This is a genomic window from Streptomyces africanus, from assembly GCF_002150735.1.
GTDB classification, from domain to species: domain Bacteria; phylum Actinomycetota; class Actinomycetes; order Streptomycetales; family Streptomycetaceae; genus Streptomyces; species Streptomyces africanus.
This window is the reverse complement of sequence record NZ_MUKA01000350.1, coordinates 1-17,220: the sequence shown is the minus strand read 5'-3', so window position 1 is coordinate 17,220 and position 17,220 is coordinate 1. Positions and strand designations below refer to the sequence as shown.

Annotated in this window: 16 protein-coding genes and 1 pseudogene; 16 read left to right on the top strand and 1 reads right to left on the bottom strand. The window is 70.7% G+C overall.

Annotated features, from left to right (window positions below; genetic code table 11):
• Positions 1-255 precede the first annotated feature (255 nt).
• On the bottom strand, positions 256-1,272 hold the full coding sequence (locus CCL05_RS35165; RefSeq protein ID WP_086564701.1) for a LacI family DNA-binding transcriptional regulator: 1,017 nt from the start codon (positions 1,270-1,272) through the stop codon (positions 256-258).
• An 87-nt stretch (positions 1,273-1,359) separates the two neighbouring features.
• Between CCL05_RS35165 and CCL05_RS35160 the strand changes: the two genes are divergently transcribed.
• From CCL05_RS35160 to CCL05_RS35085, 16 genes and pseudogenes are all read left to right on the top strand, one after another.
• On the top strand, positions 1,360-2,619 hold the full coding sequence (locus tag CCL05_RS35160) for an MFS transporter (RefSeq protein WP_086564700.1): 1,260 nt from the start codon (positions 1,360-1,362) through the stop codon (positions 2,617-2,619).
• A 9-nt stretch (positions 2,620-2,628) separates the two neighbouring features.
• Positions 2,629-3,990 carry a Pup--protein ligase gene (pafA, locus tag CCL05_RS35155; RefSeq protein WP_086564699.1) on the top strand — a complete coding sequence of 454 codons (1,362 nt, stop codon included), beginning with the start codon at positions 2,629-2,631 and terminating at the stop codon, positions 3,988-3,990.
• A gap of 192 nt (positions 3,991-4,182) precedes the next feature.
• Positions 4,183-5,163: an FKBP-type peptidyl-prolyl cis-trans isomerase gene (locus tag CCL05_RS35150; RefSeq protein WP_086564698.1), complete on the top strand. Its 981-nt coding sequence runs from the start codon at positions 4,183-4,185 to the stop codon at positions 5,161-5,163.
• 56 nt (positions 5,164-5,219) lie between these two features.
• The gene (locus CCL05_RS35145) at positions 5,220-5,591 is read left to right on the top strand and encodes an FKBP-type peptidyl-prolyl cis-trans isomerase (protein ID WP_020274869.1); all 372 of its coding nucleotides are present in this window, start codon (positions 5,220-5,222) and stop codon (positions 5,589-5,591) included.
• 129 nt (positions 5,592-5,720) lie between these two features.
• The gene (locus tag CCL05_RS35140) at positions 5,721-6,698 is read left to right on the top strand and encodes a helix-turn-helix transcriptional regulator (RefSeq protein WP_086564697.1); all 978 of its coding nucleotides are present in this window, start codon (positions 5,721-5,723) and stop codon (positions 6,696-6,698) included.
• 18 nt (positions 6,699-6,716) lie between these two features.
• Positions 6,717-7,796 carry a helix-turn-helix transcriptional regulator gene (locus tag CCL05_RS35135; protein ID WP_244204506.1) on the top strand — a complete coding sequence of 360 codons (1,080 nt, stop codon included), beginning with the start codon at positions 6,717-6,719 and terminating at the stop codon, positions 7,794-7,796.
• Between the two features lie 100 nt (positions 7,797-7,896).
• Entirely contained in the window at positions 7,897-8,190 is a 294-nt protein-coding gene (locus CCL05_RS35130) for a hypothetical protein (RefSeq protein ID WP_208641685.1), read from the top strand.
• A gap of 45 nt (positions 8,191-8,235) precedes the next feature.
• Complete coding sequence (locus tag CCL05_RS35125; RefSeq protein ID WP_059419435.1) at positions 8,236-8,430, top strand: hypothetical protein; 195 nt, start codon at positions 8,236-8,238, stop codon at positions 8,428-8,430.
• A gap of 259 nt (positions 8,431-8,689) precedes the next feature.
• Positions 8,690-8,971, top strand: a complete 282-nt coding sequence (gene tatA, locus CCL05_RS35120; protein ID WP_020271424.1) for a Sec-independent protein translocase subunit TatA — start codon at positions 8,690-8,692, stop codon at positions 8,969-8,971.
• Positions 8,972-9,018: 47 nt separating this feature from the next.
• On the top strand, positions 9,019-9,981 hold the full coding sequence (gene tatC / locus CCL05_RS35115) for a twin-arginine translocase subunit TatC (RefSeq protein ID WP_086564695.1): 963 nt from the start codon (positions 9,019-9,021) through the stop codon (positions 9,979-9,981).
• A 31-nt stretch (positions 9,982-10,012) separates the two neighbouring features.
• A complete protein-coding gene (locus CCL05_RS35110; RefSeq protein ID WP_086564694.1) occupies positions 10,013-10,903 on the top strand; it encodes a diacylglycerol kinase in 891 nt (296 codons plus the stop codon).
• Positions 10,904-10,959: 56 nt separating this feature from the next.
• Positions 10,960-13,806, top strand: a complete 2,847-nt coding sequence (locus tag CCL05_RS35105; protein ID WP_086564693.1) for a DEAD/DEAH box helicase — start codon at positions 10,960-10,962, stop codon at positions 13,804-13,806.
• A 371-nt stretch (positions 13,807-14,177) separates the two neighbouring features.
• Positions 14,178-15,818 (top strand): sensor histidine kinase, encoded by a 1,641-nt coding sequence (locus tag CCL05_RS35100; protein ID WP_086564692.1) that lies wholly within the window; start codon positions 14,178-14,180, stop codon positions 15,816-15,818.
• A complete protein-coding gene (locus tag CCL05_RS35095) occupies positions 15,815-16,222 on the top strand; it encodes a roadblock/LC7 domain-containing protein (protein WP_086564691.1) in 408 nt (135 codons plus the stop codon). The genes CCL05_RS35100 and CCL05_RS35095 overlap by 4 nt, the downstream gene beginning before the upstream one ends.
• On the top strand, positions 16,219-16,611 hold the full coding sequence (locus CCL05_RS35090; RefSeq protein WP_086564690.1) for a DUF742 domain-containing protein: 393 nt from the start codon (positions 16,219-16,221) through the stop codon (positions 16,609-16,611). Before CCL05_RS35095 ends, CCL05_RS35090 begins: the two co-directional genes overlap by 4 nt.
• Positions 16,592-17,087: pseudogene (locus CCL05_RS35085) on the top strand (GTP-binding protein). The gene CCL05_RS35090 and the pseudogene CCL05_RS35085 overlap by 20 nt, the downstream one beginning before the upstream one ends.
• Positions 17,088-17,220 lie beyond the last annotated feature (133 nt).

Here is a 17,220-nt window from a genome sequence, read left to right as displayed (position 1 = left end):
GTCGGGGCCGCGCCGGGGGGTGTCCGTCCTCGGAACGGCGCGATGGGGTTGCGTGCCAACTAACTGTCCGTTGACGCGCCAACCGCTGCGGGCGGACACCCCCCGACACGTCCCCTTCTCGCCGTCGGCGACCCGCGGGTGCGTCGTGGTTGCCCCCGCTGCGGGCAGTCGTGCCGCTAGGGGCGGCACGGGTGGGCGCAGCGGCACCCCGCTCCGCCGGGTTGCGCAGTGCCCCGCCCCGGACACCAACGGCCGTTACGCGGCTCCCGGCGGTGCCGTGGAGCCCCGTACGACCAGCCGCACCGGGATGTCCCCGCCCTTGGGCTCGCGGCCCTCCAGGACGGCCAGCAGCGCCGCCATACCCCGTTCACCGAACAGCTCGGCGTCCAGGCGGACCGTCGTCAGCTCCGGGTCGATCGCCGTGGCCAGGGCCAGATCGTCCAGGCCGGTGACCGACAGGTCGTCCGGGACGCGCAGGCCCAGACGGCGGGCCGCCTTGTACGTGCCGGCGGCCAGCAGGTCGTCGTCGCAGACCACCGCCGTGGGGCGGGGGCCGGGTTCCGAGAGGGCGGTTTCGGCCGCGGCCACCGCACCCTCGCTGGAGATCGGTGAGCGGGCCGTACGGACGGACGTGCCGGGCACCCCGGCCAGGCGGGCCGCCAGCTCCCGGGCGCGGACGTCGAAGGTCCAGGACGGCACGTCCGCCGCCAGGTGGAGGAACCGGCGGTGGCCCAGGGACAGCAGGTGGTCCGCGATCTGGCGGACACCGTCGGCGATGTCCAGGTTGACCGTCGCCGCTCCCAGGCTGCCCGCCGGGTCGCTGTCCAGCATCACCAGCGGCAGCGCCTCCCCGCGGATCGCGCTGAGCGCGTCCGCGGCCATGGAGGACGCGATGACGCCGTCGAGCGCGGCCTGCGCGGAGGCGAAGGGGTCCCGGGCGGGGCCGATGCCCTCGGGGGAGGGGTAGAGGACCACGCCGAAGCCGTGCTCGGCGGCGACGCGGGTGGCTCCCGTGTAGACGCCGGCGAAGAACTCCGTGGTCAGGGCCGGGACCACCAGGAGGACCGTGCGGGTACGGCCCAGGCGCAGATTGCGGGCGGCCAGGTTCGGCCGGTAACCCAGGTCGCGGGCCGCCTCGCGGACGCGCTGAGCGGTTGCCTCCGAGACGCGGCCGTGCCACTTGTCCCCCAGGACCAGGGAGACCGCCGCCTGGGACACGCCGGCGGCCTGGGCGACGTCCCGGCTCGTGGGGCGGGTGCTGCCTCGTGCCACCGTCGGCCGCTCCTTCGTCTGGACTCGTGAACAGCGGCCATGGTACGTATGGAGGCAGACGTTATACGTAAAACCTAAGCGGGGGACATGGCCACGGGATACCTGGAGATCCTTCGGGCGCGACACGCCGCCCGGCTGCTCGTCGGCACGCTCGTCGGCCGGCTGCCCAACGCCACGGCGGCCATCGCGATCGTGCTGTTCGTGCGGGCCGAAGGCGGTTCGTACAGCCTCGCGGGGGCGCTCGCGGGCGTGTACGGCGTCGCCAACGCCGTGGGGCAGCCGGTGCTGGGCCGGCTCGTGGACCTGCGCGGGCAGCCGCGCGTGCAGCTGCCGGCGGCCGTTCTCTCCGGGCTCGCCATGGCCGTCTTCGCCTTCGCGGGGATCGGATCGCTGCCCCTCGCGTATGCCGCCGTGGCCGGTGCCGGGCTCTTCACGCCTCCCCTGGAGGGCGGGCTGCGGGCCCTGTGGTCGTCGGTCCTCCGCAAGGAGGAGCACGTGCACACCGCGTACGCCATGGACGCCGTGGCCCAGGAGGTGATGTTCACCGTCGGGCCGCTGCTCGTGACGCTGTGCGTGTCCCTGTGGTCCGCCCAGGCCGCGCTGCTCGTGCTGAACGCGGTCGGGGTGCTGGGGGCGCTGTCCGTGGTGGTGTCGCCGCCCTCGCGCGCGTGGCGGTCGGCGCCGCGTGAGGCGCACTGGCTGGGCGCGCTGCGCTCGCCGGGGCTGCTGGCGCTGCTGGCGGCGTTCCTGTTCATCGGGATGGCGCTCGGGTCCATCACGGTCGCCTCGGTGCCCTACGCGGACGACCACGGCGGTGACGTCGTGTACGGCTGGCTGATGGCGGCCCTGGGGTTCGGGGCGCTGGTCGGCGGCGCGGTGTACGGGGCCCGGCAGTGGGCCGGTGAGCCCGCGCGGCGACTGCGGGTGCTGGTGGCCCTTCTGGTGGTGTGTTATCTGCCGCTGACGCTCATGCCGGACGCGGTGCCCATGGTGGCGCTGACCGCGCTCGCCGGGGTCTTCCTCGCGCCCGCCATCGCCTGCGCGTTCGTCCTGGTCGACCGGCACGCGCCACGCGGTACGGTCACCGAGGCGTTCTCCTGGCTGGTGACGACGTTCACCGTGGGCCACTCGGTCGGAACGGGCGTCGCGGGGCCCGTCGTAGAGGCGGGCGGGGCCCTGTGGGGCTTCGCGCTGCCGGGTGTCGCGGGTGGCGTGTCCCTGCTGGTTTTGACGGCCACGGGGCGGGTACTCGCAGCTCCCGGTGGGGGAGGGGTGGTTGCCGCCGGTTCGGAAAATGATCCAAACCGTGCCGTCGAACCCCGTTTCAGTTCAGGGGATCGGGCGTAATGTTCCCTCATGGACCGCCGCATTTTCGGGCTGGAGAACGAGTACGGCGTCACGTGCACGTTCAGGGGACAGCGCCGCCTGTCTCCTGACGAGGTGGCGCGGTACCTCTTCCGCCGTGTCGTGTCATGGGGCCGCAGCAGCAATGTCTTTCTGCGAAACGGCGCCCGCCTCTATCTCGACGTGGGTTCACATCCGGAATACGCCACACCGGAATGTGACAACGTGATCGAACTGGTCACCCACGACAAAGCGGGCGAGCGCATTCTCGAAGGACTCCTGGTGGACGCCGAACGACGCCTGCACGAGGAGGGAATCGCGGGCGACGTCTACCTCTTCAAGAACAACACCGATTCGGCGGGCAACTCCTACGGCTGCCACGAGAACTATCTGGTCGCCCGGCACGGGGAGTTCTCCCGGCTCGCGGACATTCTGATTCCGTTCCTGGTCACACGGCAGTTGCTGTGCGGCGCGGGCAAGGTGCTCCAGACTCCGCGCGGTGCCGTGTACTGCGTCAGCCAGCGCGCCGAGCACATCTGGGAGGGCGTCTCCTCGGCGACGACCCGCTCCCGGCCCATCATCAACACGCGTGACGAGCCGCACGCGGACGCCGAGCGCTACCGCCGCCTGCACGTCATCGTGGGCGACTCCAACATGTCCGAGACGACCATGCTGCTCAAGGTCGGCGCCACCGACCTGGTGCTGCGCATGATCGAGGCGGGCACCGTCATGCGGGACCTCACCCTGGAGAACCCGATCCGGGCGATCCGCGAGGTCAGCCACGACATCACCGGCCGCCGCAAGGTCCGTCTGGCCAGCGGACGCGAGGCCTCCGCCCTGGAGGTGCAGCGCGAGTACTACGAGAAGGCCGTGGACTTCTGCGAGCGCCGAGGCATCCGCACCGGCACGGTCGAGCAGGTCCTAGAGTTGTGGGGCCGCACCCTGGACGCGATCGAGACCGAGGACCTCGACCGCATCGGCACCGAGATCGACTGGGTCATGAAGTACAAGCTCCTCGAGCGGTACCGGGCCAAGCACAACATGACCATGTCGCATCCGCGCGTCGCGCAGATAGACCTCGCCTACCACGACATCCACCGCCGTCGTGGCCTGTACTACCTGCTCGAGAAGAAGGGGCAGGCGGCGCGCGTCTGCAACGACTTGAAAATCTTCGAGGGCAAGTCCGTTCCGCCGCAGACCACTCGGGCCCGGCTGCGGGGCGACTTCATCCGGCGCGCACAGGAACAGCGCCGTGACTTCACGGTCGACTGGGTTCACCTCAAGCTCAATGACCAGGCTCAGCGCACCGTGTTGTGCAAGGACCCGTTCCGTTCCGTGGACGACCGGGTGGAGAAGCTGATCGCCGGAATGTGAGCCGGTTCCGGCCAGTCCGCGCAGCCGATGCCCGGAGGTTTTCACACCTGCGGGCATCGGCCCTTTCCGTTCCGGACCCGTCCGTACGGGAGCGGCCCGGGTGATGTCGTGTCGCGCGGTGAGGCGAGTGAGGAGCGGGTACGCCGTAGAGTGGCGGCCATTGCCCCCACACCACCGATCCCAGTTGGACTGATGAACTACAACACGAAACGACGCGTGGCCGCGCTGCTGGCCGTTCCTGCCCTGTTGTTCACCGCAGCGTGCGGATCGGACGACGGGAACAACGGCGACACGGCGGGAGGCGTCGCCGAGGTCAAGGGGAAGGCCGGGGCGAAGCCCGAGATCTCCGTGCCCAAGGACGGCAAGCCGTCCGACAAGACCGTGGTCAAGACGGTCTCGGCGGGCAGCGGAACCCCGATCAAGGGCTCGGACTTCGTCCGCCTGGACTGGACCGTCGAGAAGTGGGGCGGTGACCAGGAGCTCGGCGGTACCTGGGCCGCGGGATCGACGGGTGACAAGGCGCCCCGACGGCAGTCCATCGAGCAGATCGGCAAGCCGAGCCAGCAGCTCCCCGCGAAGGTCCTCGACGCGGTGAAGGGCAAGAAGCCCGGCAGCCGGGTCCTGGTGCAGGGCACCGCGGGCGACCTGATCGGCCAGAGCCTGAACACCTCCTCGGGGATCTCCGCGAAGGACGTGCTGATCTGGGTGGTCGACCCGGTCGGTGCCGCGAGCGTCGACTCCAAGGGTGAGGTCAAGGGTGAGCAGGTGCCCTCCGAGGCGGGCCTGCCCGAGGTGAAGTCGCCGTCGCAGAAGGCCGCGGTCATCACGGTCCCCAAGGGCGTCAAGGCTCCCAAGGACCTCAAGGAGCAGGTTCTGGTCAAGGGCGACGGCAAGAAGGTCGAGGCCGGGCAGGGCCTCATCGCCCAGTACACCGGGGTCAAGTGGGAGGACGGCAAGAAGTTCGACTCCTCCTGGGACCACGGCGGGGCCACCGCCTTCCAGATCGGCAACGGCTCCGTGGTGGCAGGCTGGGACAAGGGCCTCGTCGGCAAGCACGTGGGCGACCGTGTGCTGCTGGTGATCCCGCCCTCGCTCGGCTATGGCGCGAGCCCTCAGAGCGAGCTGGCCAAGAACACCCTGGTCTTCACGGTGGACATCCTCGGCACGGTCTGACCAGGCCGGTCTGTGAGACTGTCCCCGACGCAGGTCACGTAACAAGGAGAGATGAAGTGAGCATCGACAAGCCCGAGATCGACTTCCCGGGCGGCGAGCCCCCGGCGGACCTCGAGATCAAGGACATCTGGGAAGGCGACGGCCCGGTCGCGCAGGCGGGTCAGACCGTCACCGTGCACTACGTCGGTGTCGCCTTCAGCACGGGCGAGGAGTTCGACGCCAGCTGGAACCGCGGCACCCCCTTCCGCTTCCCGCTGGGCGGCGGCCGGGTCATCAAGGGCTGGGACCAGGGCGTGCAGGGCATGAAGGTCGGCGGCCGCCGCCAGCTGACCATCCCCGCCCACCTCGCGTACGGCAACCAGAGCCCGTCCCCTCTGATCAAGCCGGGCGAGACCCTGATCTTCGTGGTCGACCTGCTCGGGGTCTGAGCAGGAACCGAACAGACTCGATCACGTGGGGCCCATGCCTGTTCGGGCATGGGCCCTCGGCTTTTGCCGGGCCACCGCGGAGCGGTACGGTCATGCCTCGTAAGCACCATAGGGAGGCGAAGCGCGTCGATGGCCATTGCCAAGGCCGAGCGGCTGATGAATCTGGCGCTGTGTCTGCTCGGGACGCGGCGGCCGCTCAGCAAGCGTGAGCTGCGCGACTCCATCGAGGCCTACGTCGAGGCCTTCGGGCCGGGCAACGGCCCGGGCGGCAACGACGACTCCTTCAACCGCATGTTCGAGCGCGACAAGGACGACCTGCGCGAACTCGGACTGGTCATCGAGACCGTCGAGAGCCTCGACGGCGAGGTCGGCTATCTGGCCCGCCGGGACAGCAACCGCCTCCCGCCCATCACCCTGGACGCCGAGGAGGCCGCCGCCCTCGGACTCGCCGCCAAGGTGTGGCAGCAGGCCCGGCTCGCCGGTGCCGCCAGCGGCGCCCTGCAGAAGCTGCGCGCGGCGGGACTCCCCGAGGACGTCGACCCGTACGGGGCGCACGGCGCGCTGGAGCCGCGCATCCCCGTGCACGAGGCGGCGTTCGAGCCGCTGATGCTCGCCTGCCGGGACCGCCGGCCCGTCGTGTTCGACTACCGCAAGGCCACCGCCGCCCGCCCCGAGCAGCGGCATGTGGAGCCGTGGGCGCTGGAGTGCTGGCGGGGCCACTGGTATCTGGCGGGCTGGGACCGTGACCGGGGCGCCGAGCGGGTCTTCCGGCTGTCGCGGATCACCGGCAAGGTCCGCTCGCGCGGCGGCCGGTACACCGCTCCCGTGCCGGACGTCGTCACCGTCCGTGAGACCGTGGCGAGCTGGGCCGGGGAGATCACCGACCGCTCGGCGCGGATCCGGCTGCGCTCGGCCGCGGGGTACCCCCTTCGGGCGAAGGCCACCTCGGTCCGGGAACTCGGTGACGGCTGGGACGAGTTGGAGATTCCGTACGGCCACGGGCTGGACGCCTGGCTGGTGGAGTTCGGGCCGGACGTGGTCGTCCTGGAGCCCGCCGAGCTGCGGGCCGACGTGGTGGACCGGCTGCGGGCCGTGGCCAAGGGCTGAGGGGGAGCGGACGAGACAGTGGCAGGCAAACCGGTCAGGCCCGTGAACGCGATCGACCAGACCAGACGGATGCTCTCCCTGGTGACGTATCTGAGGGAGCGCCCCGGGGCCCGGGTCGAGGACGTCGCGCGCGCCTTCGGCATCACCGAGGACGAGCTGGTCTCCGACCTCGACGTGCTGCCCATGTGCGGCACCAGCTTCCGCGGCGGTGACCTGCTCGACATCGACACCGACGGCGAGCGCATCTGGTGGCACAACCCGGCCGCCCTGGCGGCGGAGGCGGCCGAGCCGCTCAGGCTCGCCGCCGACGAGGCCACCGCCCTGCTCGTCGCCGCCCGGGCCGTGGCCACCCTGCCCGGCCTGCGCGAGAGCGACCGGCAGGCGCTGCTGCGGGCGACGGCCAAGGTGGAGACCGCGGCCGGCGAGGCGGCGGGCGCCAGCTCGCGGCTGTCGGTGACCTTCGAGTCCGAGGGCGGGGTCTTCGCGGACGTCGACCGGGCGATCGCCGAGCGCCGCCGGCTGTGGATCCGCTACTACTCGCCCGCGCGCGACGAGGTCACCGAGCGGGAGATCGACCCGATCCGCCTGGTCAGCGTCGGGCACACGTATGTCGAGGCCTGGTGCCGCCGCTCGGAGGCGCGCCGCACCTTCCGGCTCGACCGGGTCGCCGAGATCAAGATCCTGGACGAGCCGTCGGCACCGCCGGAGATCGAGCTGCGGGACCTGTCCGAGGCGCTGGTGCAGCCCGCGGCCGAGGACCCGGAGGTCGTGGTCGAGGTCGGGCCCGGCGGCCGCTGGGTCGCCGAGTACTACCCGCACGACAGTGCGGATGAGCTCCCGGACGGCGGCCTGCGTATCACTCTGCGGACCCCCGAACCGGCGTCGCTGCGGCGCCTGGCGCTGCGGCTCGGGCGGGACGGCCGCATCGTGTCGCCGCCCGAGCTGGCGGACAGCGCCCGGCAGGCGGCCCGCGAGGCGCTGGCGGCATATGACGGGATCGAGGCCGTGGAGGCGGTCGGCGGGGCGGATGCCGCCGGCGCGGGCGGGCCGCGTGTGGTGCACGCCGTCGCGGACGGGCCGGACGGCAGACGCGAGTGAGCCGCGGGTGCCACCGGCGTCGACGGCCGGAGCCGGCCGTCCCGCGACACCGGCCGTGGCGCCCCGGAGGCGAACGACCCGAGAAAGAGGAGCCAGGGCTGTGAGCGAGTCGGTGACGTCCGGTGCGATGGGCATGACGGTGGAGTCCGCGTTCGCCGGGATGAGAAGCGTGGCCCCCGTGGTGTTCCGGGCGGGCTGCCCGGACTGCCGGGAACGCTTCGAGCTCACCGCGGGCGCCCTGCGCCTCGCCATCGGCGCGACGAGCCGCACCACCTTCTACTCCTTCACCTGCCCGGAGTGCGGCGCCTCGGTCCGCAAGCCCGCGGGGGAGCGGATCGTGGAACTGCTCACCGACGGCGGGGTACGCACCCTGCGGCTGCACTCCACCGTCTAGTGGGCCGGGGAATCCGGCCCGTCGGAAGGGTCTAGGCTCGGCGTCATGTTCTGGCCGATGTTCGCGATTGCCGTGGGATTCGTGGGTCTCGCCGTGCTCGGGGTGCTCGCCGTGCGGGTCTTCGTCGAGGCACAGCGCCTGGGCAGCCAGGTCACGGACTCGGCGCGCCGTATCAACCGGGCCGCGGAGGACCTCGAACGGGCGGCGGAGAGCGCGGCCCGGTCCGTGGACGCCCTGTGAGGTGTCCGGCCGGTGGCTGTGAGTCCGGCATTGGGACACTTCGCCCTGTCACCTCGGCGGTTCGGACAGGTACTCTGCTGGTCGCGGCCCGGTTAACGAGGCACTGGCCGCGGACGGGAGTACGCACAGGGGATGCAGAGGGATTGCCCCACGTTTACCCCTGAGCGTTACGATCGCTGTCAACACGATCGTTCGGACACATGTCCGACCGGTCGGACAGCACCCCACCACAGCCGCCTCGGTGAGAAGGTAAAGACTTATGTTCGGAAGGCTCGGAGCCCCCGAGATCATTCTCATCCTCGTCGTCATCATCCTGCTGTTCGGCGCGAAGAAGCTTCCGGACATGGCTCGGTCGCTCGGCAAGTCGGCCCGCATCCTCAAGAGCGAGGCCAAGGCCATGAAGGACGAGGGCAAGTCGTCCACCACCCCGGCCGGCCCGCCCAACACCGACGAGCCCTCGCAGCGCACCATCCAGGCCGCCCCCGGTGACGTGACCAGCTCGCGTCCGGTCAACGAGCCGACGGACACGACCAAGCGCTGACGCAGGGCCGGTGACCTCCGGCCCGCCGCACGAGATGGGAACGTGGGTTGCTGAAGTCTGCCCGCAAAAAGGAGAGGGATCCCGAGGGGCGGATGCCCCTCGCGGAGCACCTTCGCGAGCTCCGCAACCGGCTCGCCAAGGCGATTCTGGCGATCGTCGTCGTCACGGTCTTCGCCGCCTTCTTCTACAACGACATCATCAACTTGATCACCAAGCCGATCCTCGACTCGGTCGGCTGTGACAAGACCTTCGCGGAACTGGCCAAGTCGCAGCCGGGCTCCAAGCCGTGCGCGCAGATCACCATCAACGGCCTGCTCACCCCCTTCACGCTGGCGCTGAAGGTCTCCCTGATGGCCGGTGTCGTACTGGCCTCGCCGATCTGGCTCTACCAGCTGTGGGCCTTCGTCGCGCCCGGTCTGCACCGGCACGAGAGGAAGTACGCCTACGCCTTCGTCGGCACGGGCGCACCGTTGTTCGTCGCCGGTGCCTACTTCGCCTACACGGTCCTGCCCACCACGGCGAAGGTGCTCCTCGAGTTCACGCCGGGCGGCACGTCCAACCTCCTCCCGCTGGACGATCTGCTCGACCTGGTCATGCGGATGGTGCTCGTCTTCGGCCTCTCGTTCGAGCTGCCCCTGCTGCTGGTCATGCTCAACCTCACCGGGGTGCTCACCGGCAAGCGCATGCTGGGCTGGTGGCGCGGCATGATCATGGCCATCACGGTCTTCGCGGCCATCGCCACACCCAGCACCGACCCGCTGACCATGCTGGCGCTCGCCGGGCCGATCTGGCTTCTGTACTTCGCCGCCGTCGCCTTCTCCCTGCTCAACGACCGCCGTCGCAGCCGCCGCGAGGCCCTCGGCCCCGCCGACGACGAGGCCTCCGAGCTGGACCTCACCCCCGAGGACATCGGCGAGATCGAACCCGTGACGACCGGCCGCGCCGCCCTGCCCGAGCAGGCGAGCGGGGACCGCACGGACCGGGTCAACGGTTATGACGACGTGACCTGAACACCGGCGGCCAGCTCATAGGGTCGGTCGCGTGACCAGCGAGATCACCCTCTTCGTCAACCCCACCGCGGGTCGCGGCCGGGGCGCCCGTGCGGCGCAGCCGGCCGCTTCCGCGCTGCGGGCGGCCGGTTTCTCGGTGCGTACGGTGCTCGGGGAGGACGCCGCGGACGCCCTCACCCGCGCGCGGTCCGCCGTCGCGGGCGGCACCGGAGCGCTGATAGCCGTCGGCGGCGACGGCATGGCCCATCTCGCCCTGCGGGCGGTCGCGGGCACGAGCACCCCGCTCGGCCTGGTCGCGGTCGGCACCGGCAACGACTTCGCCCGCACCCTCGGTCTGCCCGTGCGCGAGCCGGCCGCCGCGGGCCGCATGATCGCCGACGCCCTCAAGTGCGGCCGGCTCCGCGACATCGACCTCGGTCAGGTGGGGGACCGCTGGTTCGCAACGGTCCTCGCCTCCGGCTTCGACTCCCGGGTCAACGACCGGGGCAACCGCATGCGGTGGCCCTCCGGCCGCTTCAAGTACGACCTCGCGATGATCGCCGAACTCGCCGCGTTCCGGCCCGTCCCGTACCGGATCCGCCTCGACGACGGTGAGGTGCGCGAGGTCGAGGCGACCCTCGTCGCCGTCGGCAACGGCTCGTCGTACGGCGGCGGCATGCGGATCTGCCCCGGAGCCGACCTGACCGACGGGCTGTTCGACATCACCGTCGTCGGGGACTGCGACCGCACGACGCTGCTGCGGGTGTTTCCGCGGGTGTACCGGGGGACGCACGTCGAGCATCCGAAGGTGACCGTGCTGCGGGCGGCCCGGGTCGAGATCGCCGCGGAGGGGATCACCGGGTACGCGGACGGGGAACCGCTGGGCCCGCTCCCGCTGACCGCGCGCTGTGTGCGCGGGGGCGTGCGGGTCGTCGGCCCCTGAGCCGCGCTGCCCCTGAGCTGCGCCGATCCCCGGTTTCACAGGAATGGATCCGGATAATGATCGTCCTGTTGTCAGTGCGGCCCGGTACGCTCGAAAGCACGATGACAGAGGACCTCTCACCGGCCGAGCGGTACGCGGCAGCCCGGCAGCGTGCTGCCGAGCAGGCCACCGCGCTCGCCTCATTCCGCGAGATGTACGACTTCGGCCTCGACCCCTTCCAGATCGAGGCCTGCCAGGCGCTCGAGGCGGGGAAGGGCGTGCTGGTCGCGGCGCCCACCGGATCCGGCAAGACGATCGTCGGCGAGTTCGCCGTCCACCTCGCCCTCCAGCAGGGCAAGAAGTGCTTCTACACGACACCCATCAAGGCGTTGTCGAACCAGAAGTACGCCGACCTGTGCCGCCGCTACGGCACGGACAAGGTGGGCCTGCTCACCGGCGACAACAGCGTCAACTCCGACGCCCCGGTGGTCGTGATGACCACCGAGGTGCTGCGGAACATGCTGTACGCCGGTTCCCAGACCCTCCTGGGCCTCGGCCACGTGGTCATGGACGAGGTGCACTACCTCTCCGACCGGTTCCGCGGCGCCGTCTGGGAAGAGGTGATCATTCACCTCCCCGAGTCGGTCACGCTCGTCTCCCTCTCGGCGACCGTGTCGAACGCCGAGGAGTTCGGCGACTGGCTCGACACGGTCCGCGGCGACACCGAGGTGATCGTCTCCGAGCACCGGCCCGTGCCGCTGTTCCAGCACGTGCTGGCCGGGCGGCGGATGTACGACCTGTTCGAGGAGGGCGAGGGCCACAAGAAGGCCGTCAACCCCGACCTCACGCGCATGGCGCGCATGGAGGCGACCCGGCCGTCGTTCCAGGACCGCCGGCGCGGCCGGCTGCGCGAGGCCGACCGCGAGCGCGAGCGCAGACAGCGGTCCCGGGTGTGGACGCCGAGCCGGCCCGAGGTCATCGAGCGGCTCGACGCCGAGGGGCTGCTGCCCGCCATCACGTTCATCTTCAGCCGCGCCGCCTGCGAGGCCGCCGTCCAGCAGTGCCTGTACGCGGGGCTCCGGCTGAACGACGAGGAGGCACGCGAGCAGGTCCGCTCCCTCGTCGAGGAGCGCACGGCGTCCATCCCGCGCGAGGACCTGCACGTCCTCGGCTACTACGAGTGGCTGGAGGGCCTGGAGCGCGGAATCGCCGCCCACCACGCGGGCATGCTGCCGACCTTCAAGGAGGTCGTCGAGGAACTGTTCGTACGCGGCCTGGTCAAGGCCGTGTTCGCGACCGAGACCCTCGCCCTCGGCATCAACATGCCCGCCCGTTCGGTGGTGCTGGAGAAGCTCGTCAAGTGGAACGGCGAGCAGCACGCGGACATCACCCCGGGCGAGTTCACACAGCTGACCGGGCGGGCCGGACGGCGCGGCATCGACGTCGAGGGCCACGCCGTGGTGCTGTGGCAGCGCGGCATGAACCCGGAGCACCTGGCGGGCCTGGCCGGCACGCGCACGTATCCGCTGCGGTCCAGCTTCAAGCCCTCGTACAACATGGCGGTCAACCTGGTCGAGCAGTTCGGCCGGCACCGCTCGCGCGAGTTGCTGGAGACGTCCTTCGCGCAGTTCCAGGCGGACAAGTCGGTCGTCGGGATCTCCCGGCAGGTGCAGCGCAACGAGGAGGGGCTCGACGGCTACAAGGCCTCCATGACCTGCCACCTCGGCGACTTCGAGGAGTACGCGCGGCTGCGCCGCGAACTGAAGGACCGGGAGAACGAGCTGGCCCGGCAGGGCGCGGCACAGCGGCGTGCGGAGGCCGCGGTCGCGCTGGAGAAGCTGAAACCCGGTGACGTCATCCATGTGCCCACCGGCAAGTACGCGGGCCTGGCCCTGGTGCTGGACCCGGGCCTGCCCGCGGGCCGTTCGAACGGCCATCGCGGATTCGAGCACCACGACGGGCCGCGCCCGCTGGTGCTGACCGCCGAGCGGCAGGTGAAGCGGCTGGCGGCCATCGACTTCCCGGTGCCGGTCGAGCCGCTGGAGCGGATGCGGATCCCGAAGTCCTTCAACCCCCGTTCCCCGCAGTCCCGTCGGGACCTGGCGTCCGCGCTGCGCACCAAGGCCGGGCACATCCCGGCCGACCGGCACCGCAAGCGGCGCTCCCAGGCGGCCGACGACCGCGAGATCACCCGGCTGCGGACCGCGCTGCGCGCGCACCCCTGCCACGGGTGCAACGACCGTGAGGACCACGCCCGTTGGGCCGAGCGCTACCACCGGCTGCTGCGGGACACCTCGCAGCTGGAGCGGCGCATCGAGGGCCGTACGAACACGATCGCGCGGACGTTCGACCGGATCGTGGCGCTGCTGACCGAGATGGACTACCTGCGCGGTGACGAGGTCACCGAGCACGGCAAGCGGCTCGCGCGGCTGTACGGCGAGCTGGACCTGCTCGCCAGCGAGTGCCTGCGCGAGGGCGTCTGGGAGGGGCTCGGCCCGGCCGAACTGGCCGGGTGCGTCTCGGCGTTGGTGTACGAGGCGCGGGTCGGGGACGACGCGCTGGTGCCGAAGCTGCCGTCGGGCAAGGCCAAGGCCGCGCTGGGCGAGATGGTGCGGATCTGGGGGCGGCTGGACGCGCTGGAGGAGGAGTTCCGGATCAGCCAGACCGAGGGGGTCGGGCAGCGGGAGCCGGACCTCGGGTTCGCCTGGGCCGCGTACATGTGGGCCTCGGGGAAGGGGCTCGACGAGGTGCTGCGCGAGGCGGAGATGCCGGCGGGGGACTTCGTGCGGTGGTGCAAGCAGGTCATTGACGTGCTGGGGCAGATCGCGGCGGCTGCGCCGCAGGGTTCTTCTGTGGTGAAGAACGCCCGTAAGGCCGTTGATCTGTTGCTGCGGGGAGTTGTCGCCTACTCGTCGGTGGGGTGAGCTTGTTGCGCGAGTGCCGGTTCGTTGTGGTTGCTCGCGCAGTTCCCCGCGCCCCTTAAAGGGCGTTGTTGCCGAAGCCCCTCACCCGTTCAGGGGAGGGGCTTTCGCTTGCCTGTTCGGCATTACGGGCCGTATTCGAACGGTGTCGCAGCGTGTAAACGACTGAGCGTACTATCCCTTCGCGTCCGGTTTCCGGCAGTTGCTGAATATGACACAGCGATGATCCGGTCGGACTAAGCTCGCCCGCAGCGCACCGGCTTGAGCTGAATTCGTGCGCTTGTTCCCCAATGTGCGGAAGAGTCCTACAGCTTTATGACATACCCCCCTGCACGTCCTTCCGAACCCCAGCCGACTCCTTTCAGAAGGCCCACATGGTGAGTGTTCAATCCCCTCCTGGTCGCGGTGAACTCCCCTACGCGCGCGTGCTGCTGCTGCCGGCCATAGCGATGGCCGCGGCGACCGGAGCCGCTGTCGCCCTGGTGACGGCGCCGGCCCGGCTCGCCGTCGGCTGGTGCGGTGGTATCGCCACCGTGCTGGTGATCGCGACGGCGGCCGAGGCGGTGCGCCGCGGCCGTGCCCTGCGCAAGCAGCGGGGCGAGCACGCCCGTCACACCGCGCATCTGGAACAGCGGATCGCGGCCCACGAGAACGAGTTGGTCCGCTTCTCGCGGGAGATCATCCCCGCGGCGCTCCGGCTGCTGAGCACCGGAGAATCCCCCAGGGAGGTGATTCGCAAGCTCGGCCTCGCCAACCCCGAGTACCGCGACCTGCCCGAGCCGCAGGCCGAGACGCTGCTGACGGTGCTGAAGATCGTCGACCGCGAAGTGACCATGCGTGACGCCGCCGCGCGCTCCTTCGTCAGTGTCGCCCGCCGCGTCCAGGCGATCATCCATCAGCAGGCCGCGGAACTGAGGGAGATGGAGGAGGACCACGGCCGCAACCCCGAGGTCTTCGACGACCTGCTGCGCATCGACCACGGCAACGCCCTGATCGGCCGCCTCGCCGACTCCGTCTCCGTCCTCGGCGGCGGCCGTCCCGGACGGCAGTGGCCCGAGCCGGTGTCCCTCTACAGCACCCTGCGCGGCGCCATGTCGCGCATCCTGGAGTACCGGCGCATCCAGCTGTCCTCCATCGCGAAGGTCAGCGTCAAGGGCATCTACGTCGAGCCGGTCATCCACGCCTGCGCCGAACTCCTCGACAACGCCACGCGCTACTCGCCGCCGCAGACCAAGGTGCACGTCACCGCCACCGAGGTGCAGACCGGCGTCTGCATCGAGATCGAGGACGGCGGTGTCAACCTCAACGAGGAGGCACGCGCCCGGATCGAGGGCATGCTGGAGGCCGCCAAGGCGGGCGTCGACCTCCAGGACATCGGTGAGCACCCGCGCCTCGGCCTCGCCGTCGTCGGCCGCCTCTGCGCGGCGTACGACATGCAGGTCTCGCTGCGCGCCTCCGCGTACGGCGGTGTCCGCGCCATCGTCATCGTGCCGAGCGAGATGATCACTCACGAGCGCGGCGTCGGACTCGCCCACGGCATCGGCGCCACCGGCATCCCCATGCCGGTCGGCCTCCCCGAGGGGCCGAAGCGCACGCCGAAGAAGCGCCGCCCCACCAACCCCCGCATCCCGGAGACGGTCTCTCTGGAGGACGACGACGTCCCCGTGGTCACCGAGTGGACGCCGAACGGCCTGCCGCAGCGCCGCAGCCGGGTGAAGACGTCCCTCACCGAGCGGATCGCCCAGCAGGCCGCCTACGACAGGGAAGACCGGGAGGCCGCGGCACGGGGCGAGGCGAACCCCTGGGCGACACCGGAGCCCGAGCCCAAGCCCCTGCGCGACATGAACGCCCCCGACGCCCCCGGCAAAGGCCTCGAGGCGTTCTGGGAGGGGCTCAAGCAAGGCATCGAGCCCGGTACCCACCCCACCGACTTCATCCGGAACCCGACCAAGTACCTGCACCTGCTCAACGACCCGGCCCCCACCGAGGCCGATGACGAGGGGGACCTCAAGTGATCCAGCAGCGAGGCAACTTCGACTGGATGCTCAAGCAACTCGCCGACGGCGTACCGGGCATCGAGATGATCGTCGTCCTCTCGGCCGACGGTCTGCGCATCGCCCGCTACGGCGGCGAGCCCGACGCGGCCGACCGGGTCGCCGCGGCCTGCGCCGGCCTGCAGTCCCTCGCGGGCAGCGTCTGCCAGGAACTCACGGTCGGCGACGGCGAGATGAAGCTCGTCATGATCGAGATCGACCGCGGCTACTTCTACCTGATGAACGCCGGAGCCAACGCCTTCCTCGCGGTGCTCTCCGACGTGCGGTGCGAACCCGGCCGGATGAGCGCGATGATGCGCGACCTCGTCGTCCGCATCGGCGGCCATCTGACCAGTCCGCCCCGGCGGAACGGGCAGATCGTATGACGCCTCCCCAACGCCAGAGGCGCGAGCCCGCCCCGGAACCGCCCAAGCCCCAGGAGGGCGAGGTCAGGAACCCGGAGCGTATGTACGTGGTGGCCGGCCCGGACGGTGAGCGGTCCGAGCTGGACCTGGTGACGTTAATCGTGGCGCGTGCCGCGGACCCGCCGCCCACCGCCTCGCCCGAGCAGGCGGCGTTGCTCCGGCTCTGCGCCGCCCCCCTGTCCGTGGCCGAGCTGTCGGCCTACCTCAGCCTGCCGTTCAGCGCGATGGGCGTGCTGATCACCGAGCTGCTGACGGCGGATCTGGTGACGGTACGTTCCCCGATCGTCCGCCAGGCGCTCCCCGACCGTTCCCTCCTCGAAGCGGTGATGAATGGACTTCAAAGGCTCTGACACCATCCCGGGCCCCCGGGCCGAGGACCAGTTGCCCCACACGGCACAGGCCGCGGCCAAGATCGTGATCGTGGGCGGCTTCGGTGTCGGAAAGACGACCATGGTCGGCTCGGTCAGCGAGATCAAACCGCTGACCACCGAGGAGACCATGACGCAGGCGGGCATCGGTGTCGACGACAACTTCGGTTCCGCGTCCAAGACGGCCACCACCGTGGCGATGGACTTCGGCCGGATCAGCATCACCGACCAGCTCGTGCTGTACCTCTTCGGCACGCGGCGTGCCGTTCGTGGTCGCCATCAACTCCTTCCCGGACGCGCCCCGTTACCCCATCGAGGAGCTGCGCACGGCGCTCGACCTCTCCCCGGACATCCCGATCATGGAGTGCGACGTGCGGCGGCGGGCCTCCAGCCGCGACGTCCTGATGACCCTCATGCGCCTCCTGCACTCGCTCGCCATGACGGGCTCGCTCACCTGATCCGTGTCCGTCCCACCCCACACCTCCCCCCAGACACCTGGAAAGTTTCGGAGCGACCACTGTGACGCCTGAATCCCACGCCTCGACGGGTACGGACACCCCGTCGAGGCGTGGGATTCAGGCGTCACAGTGG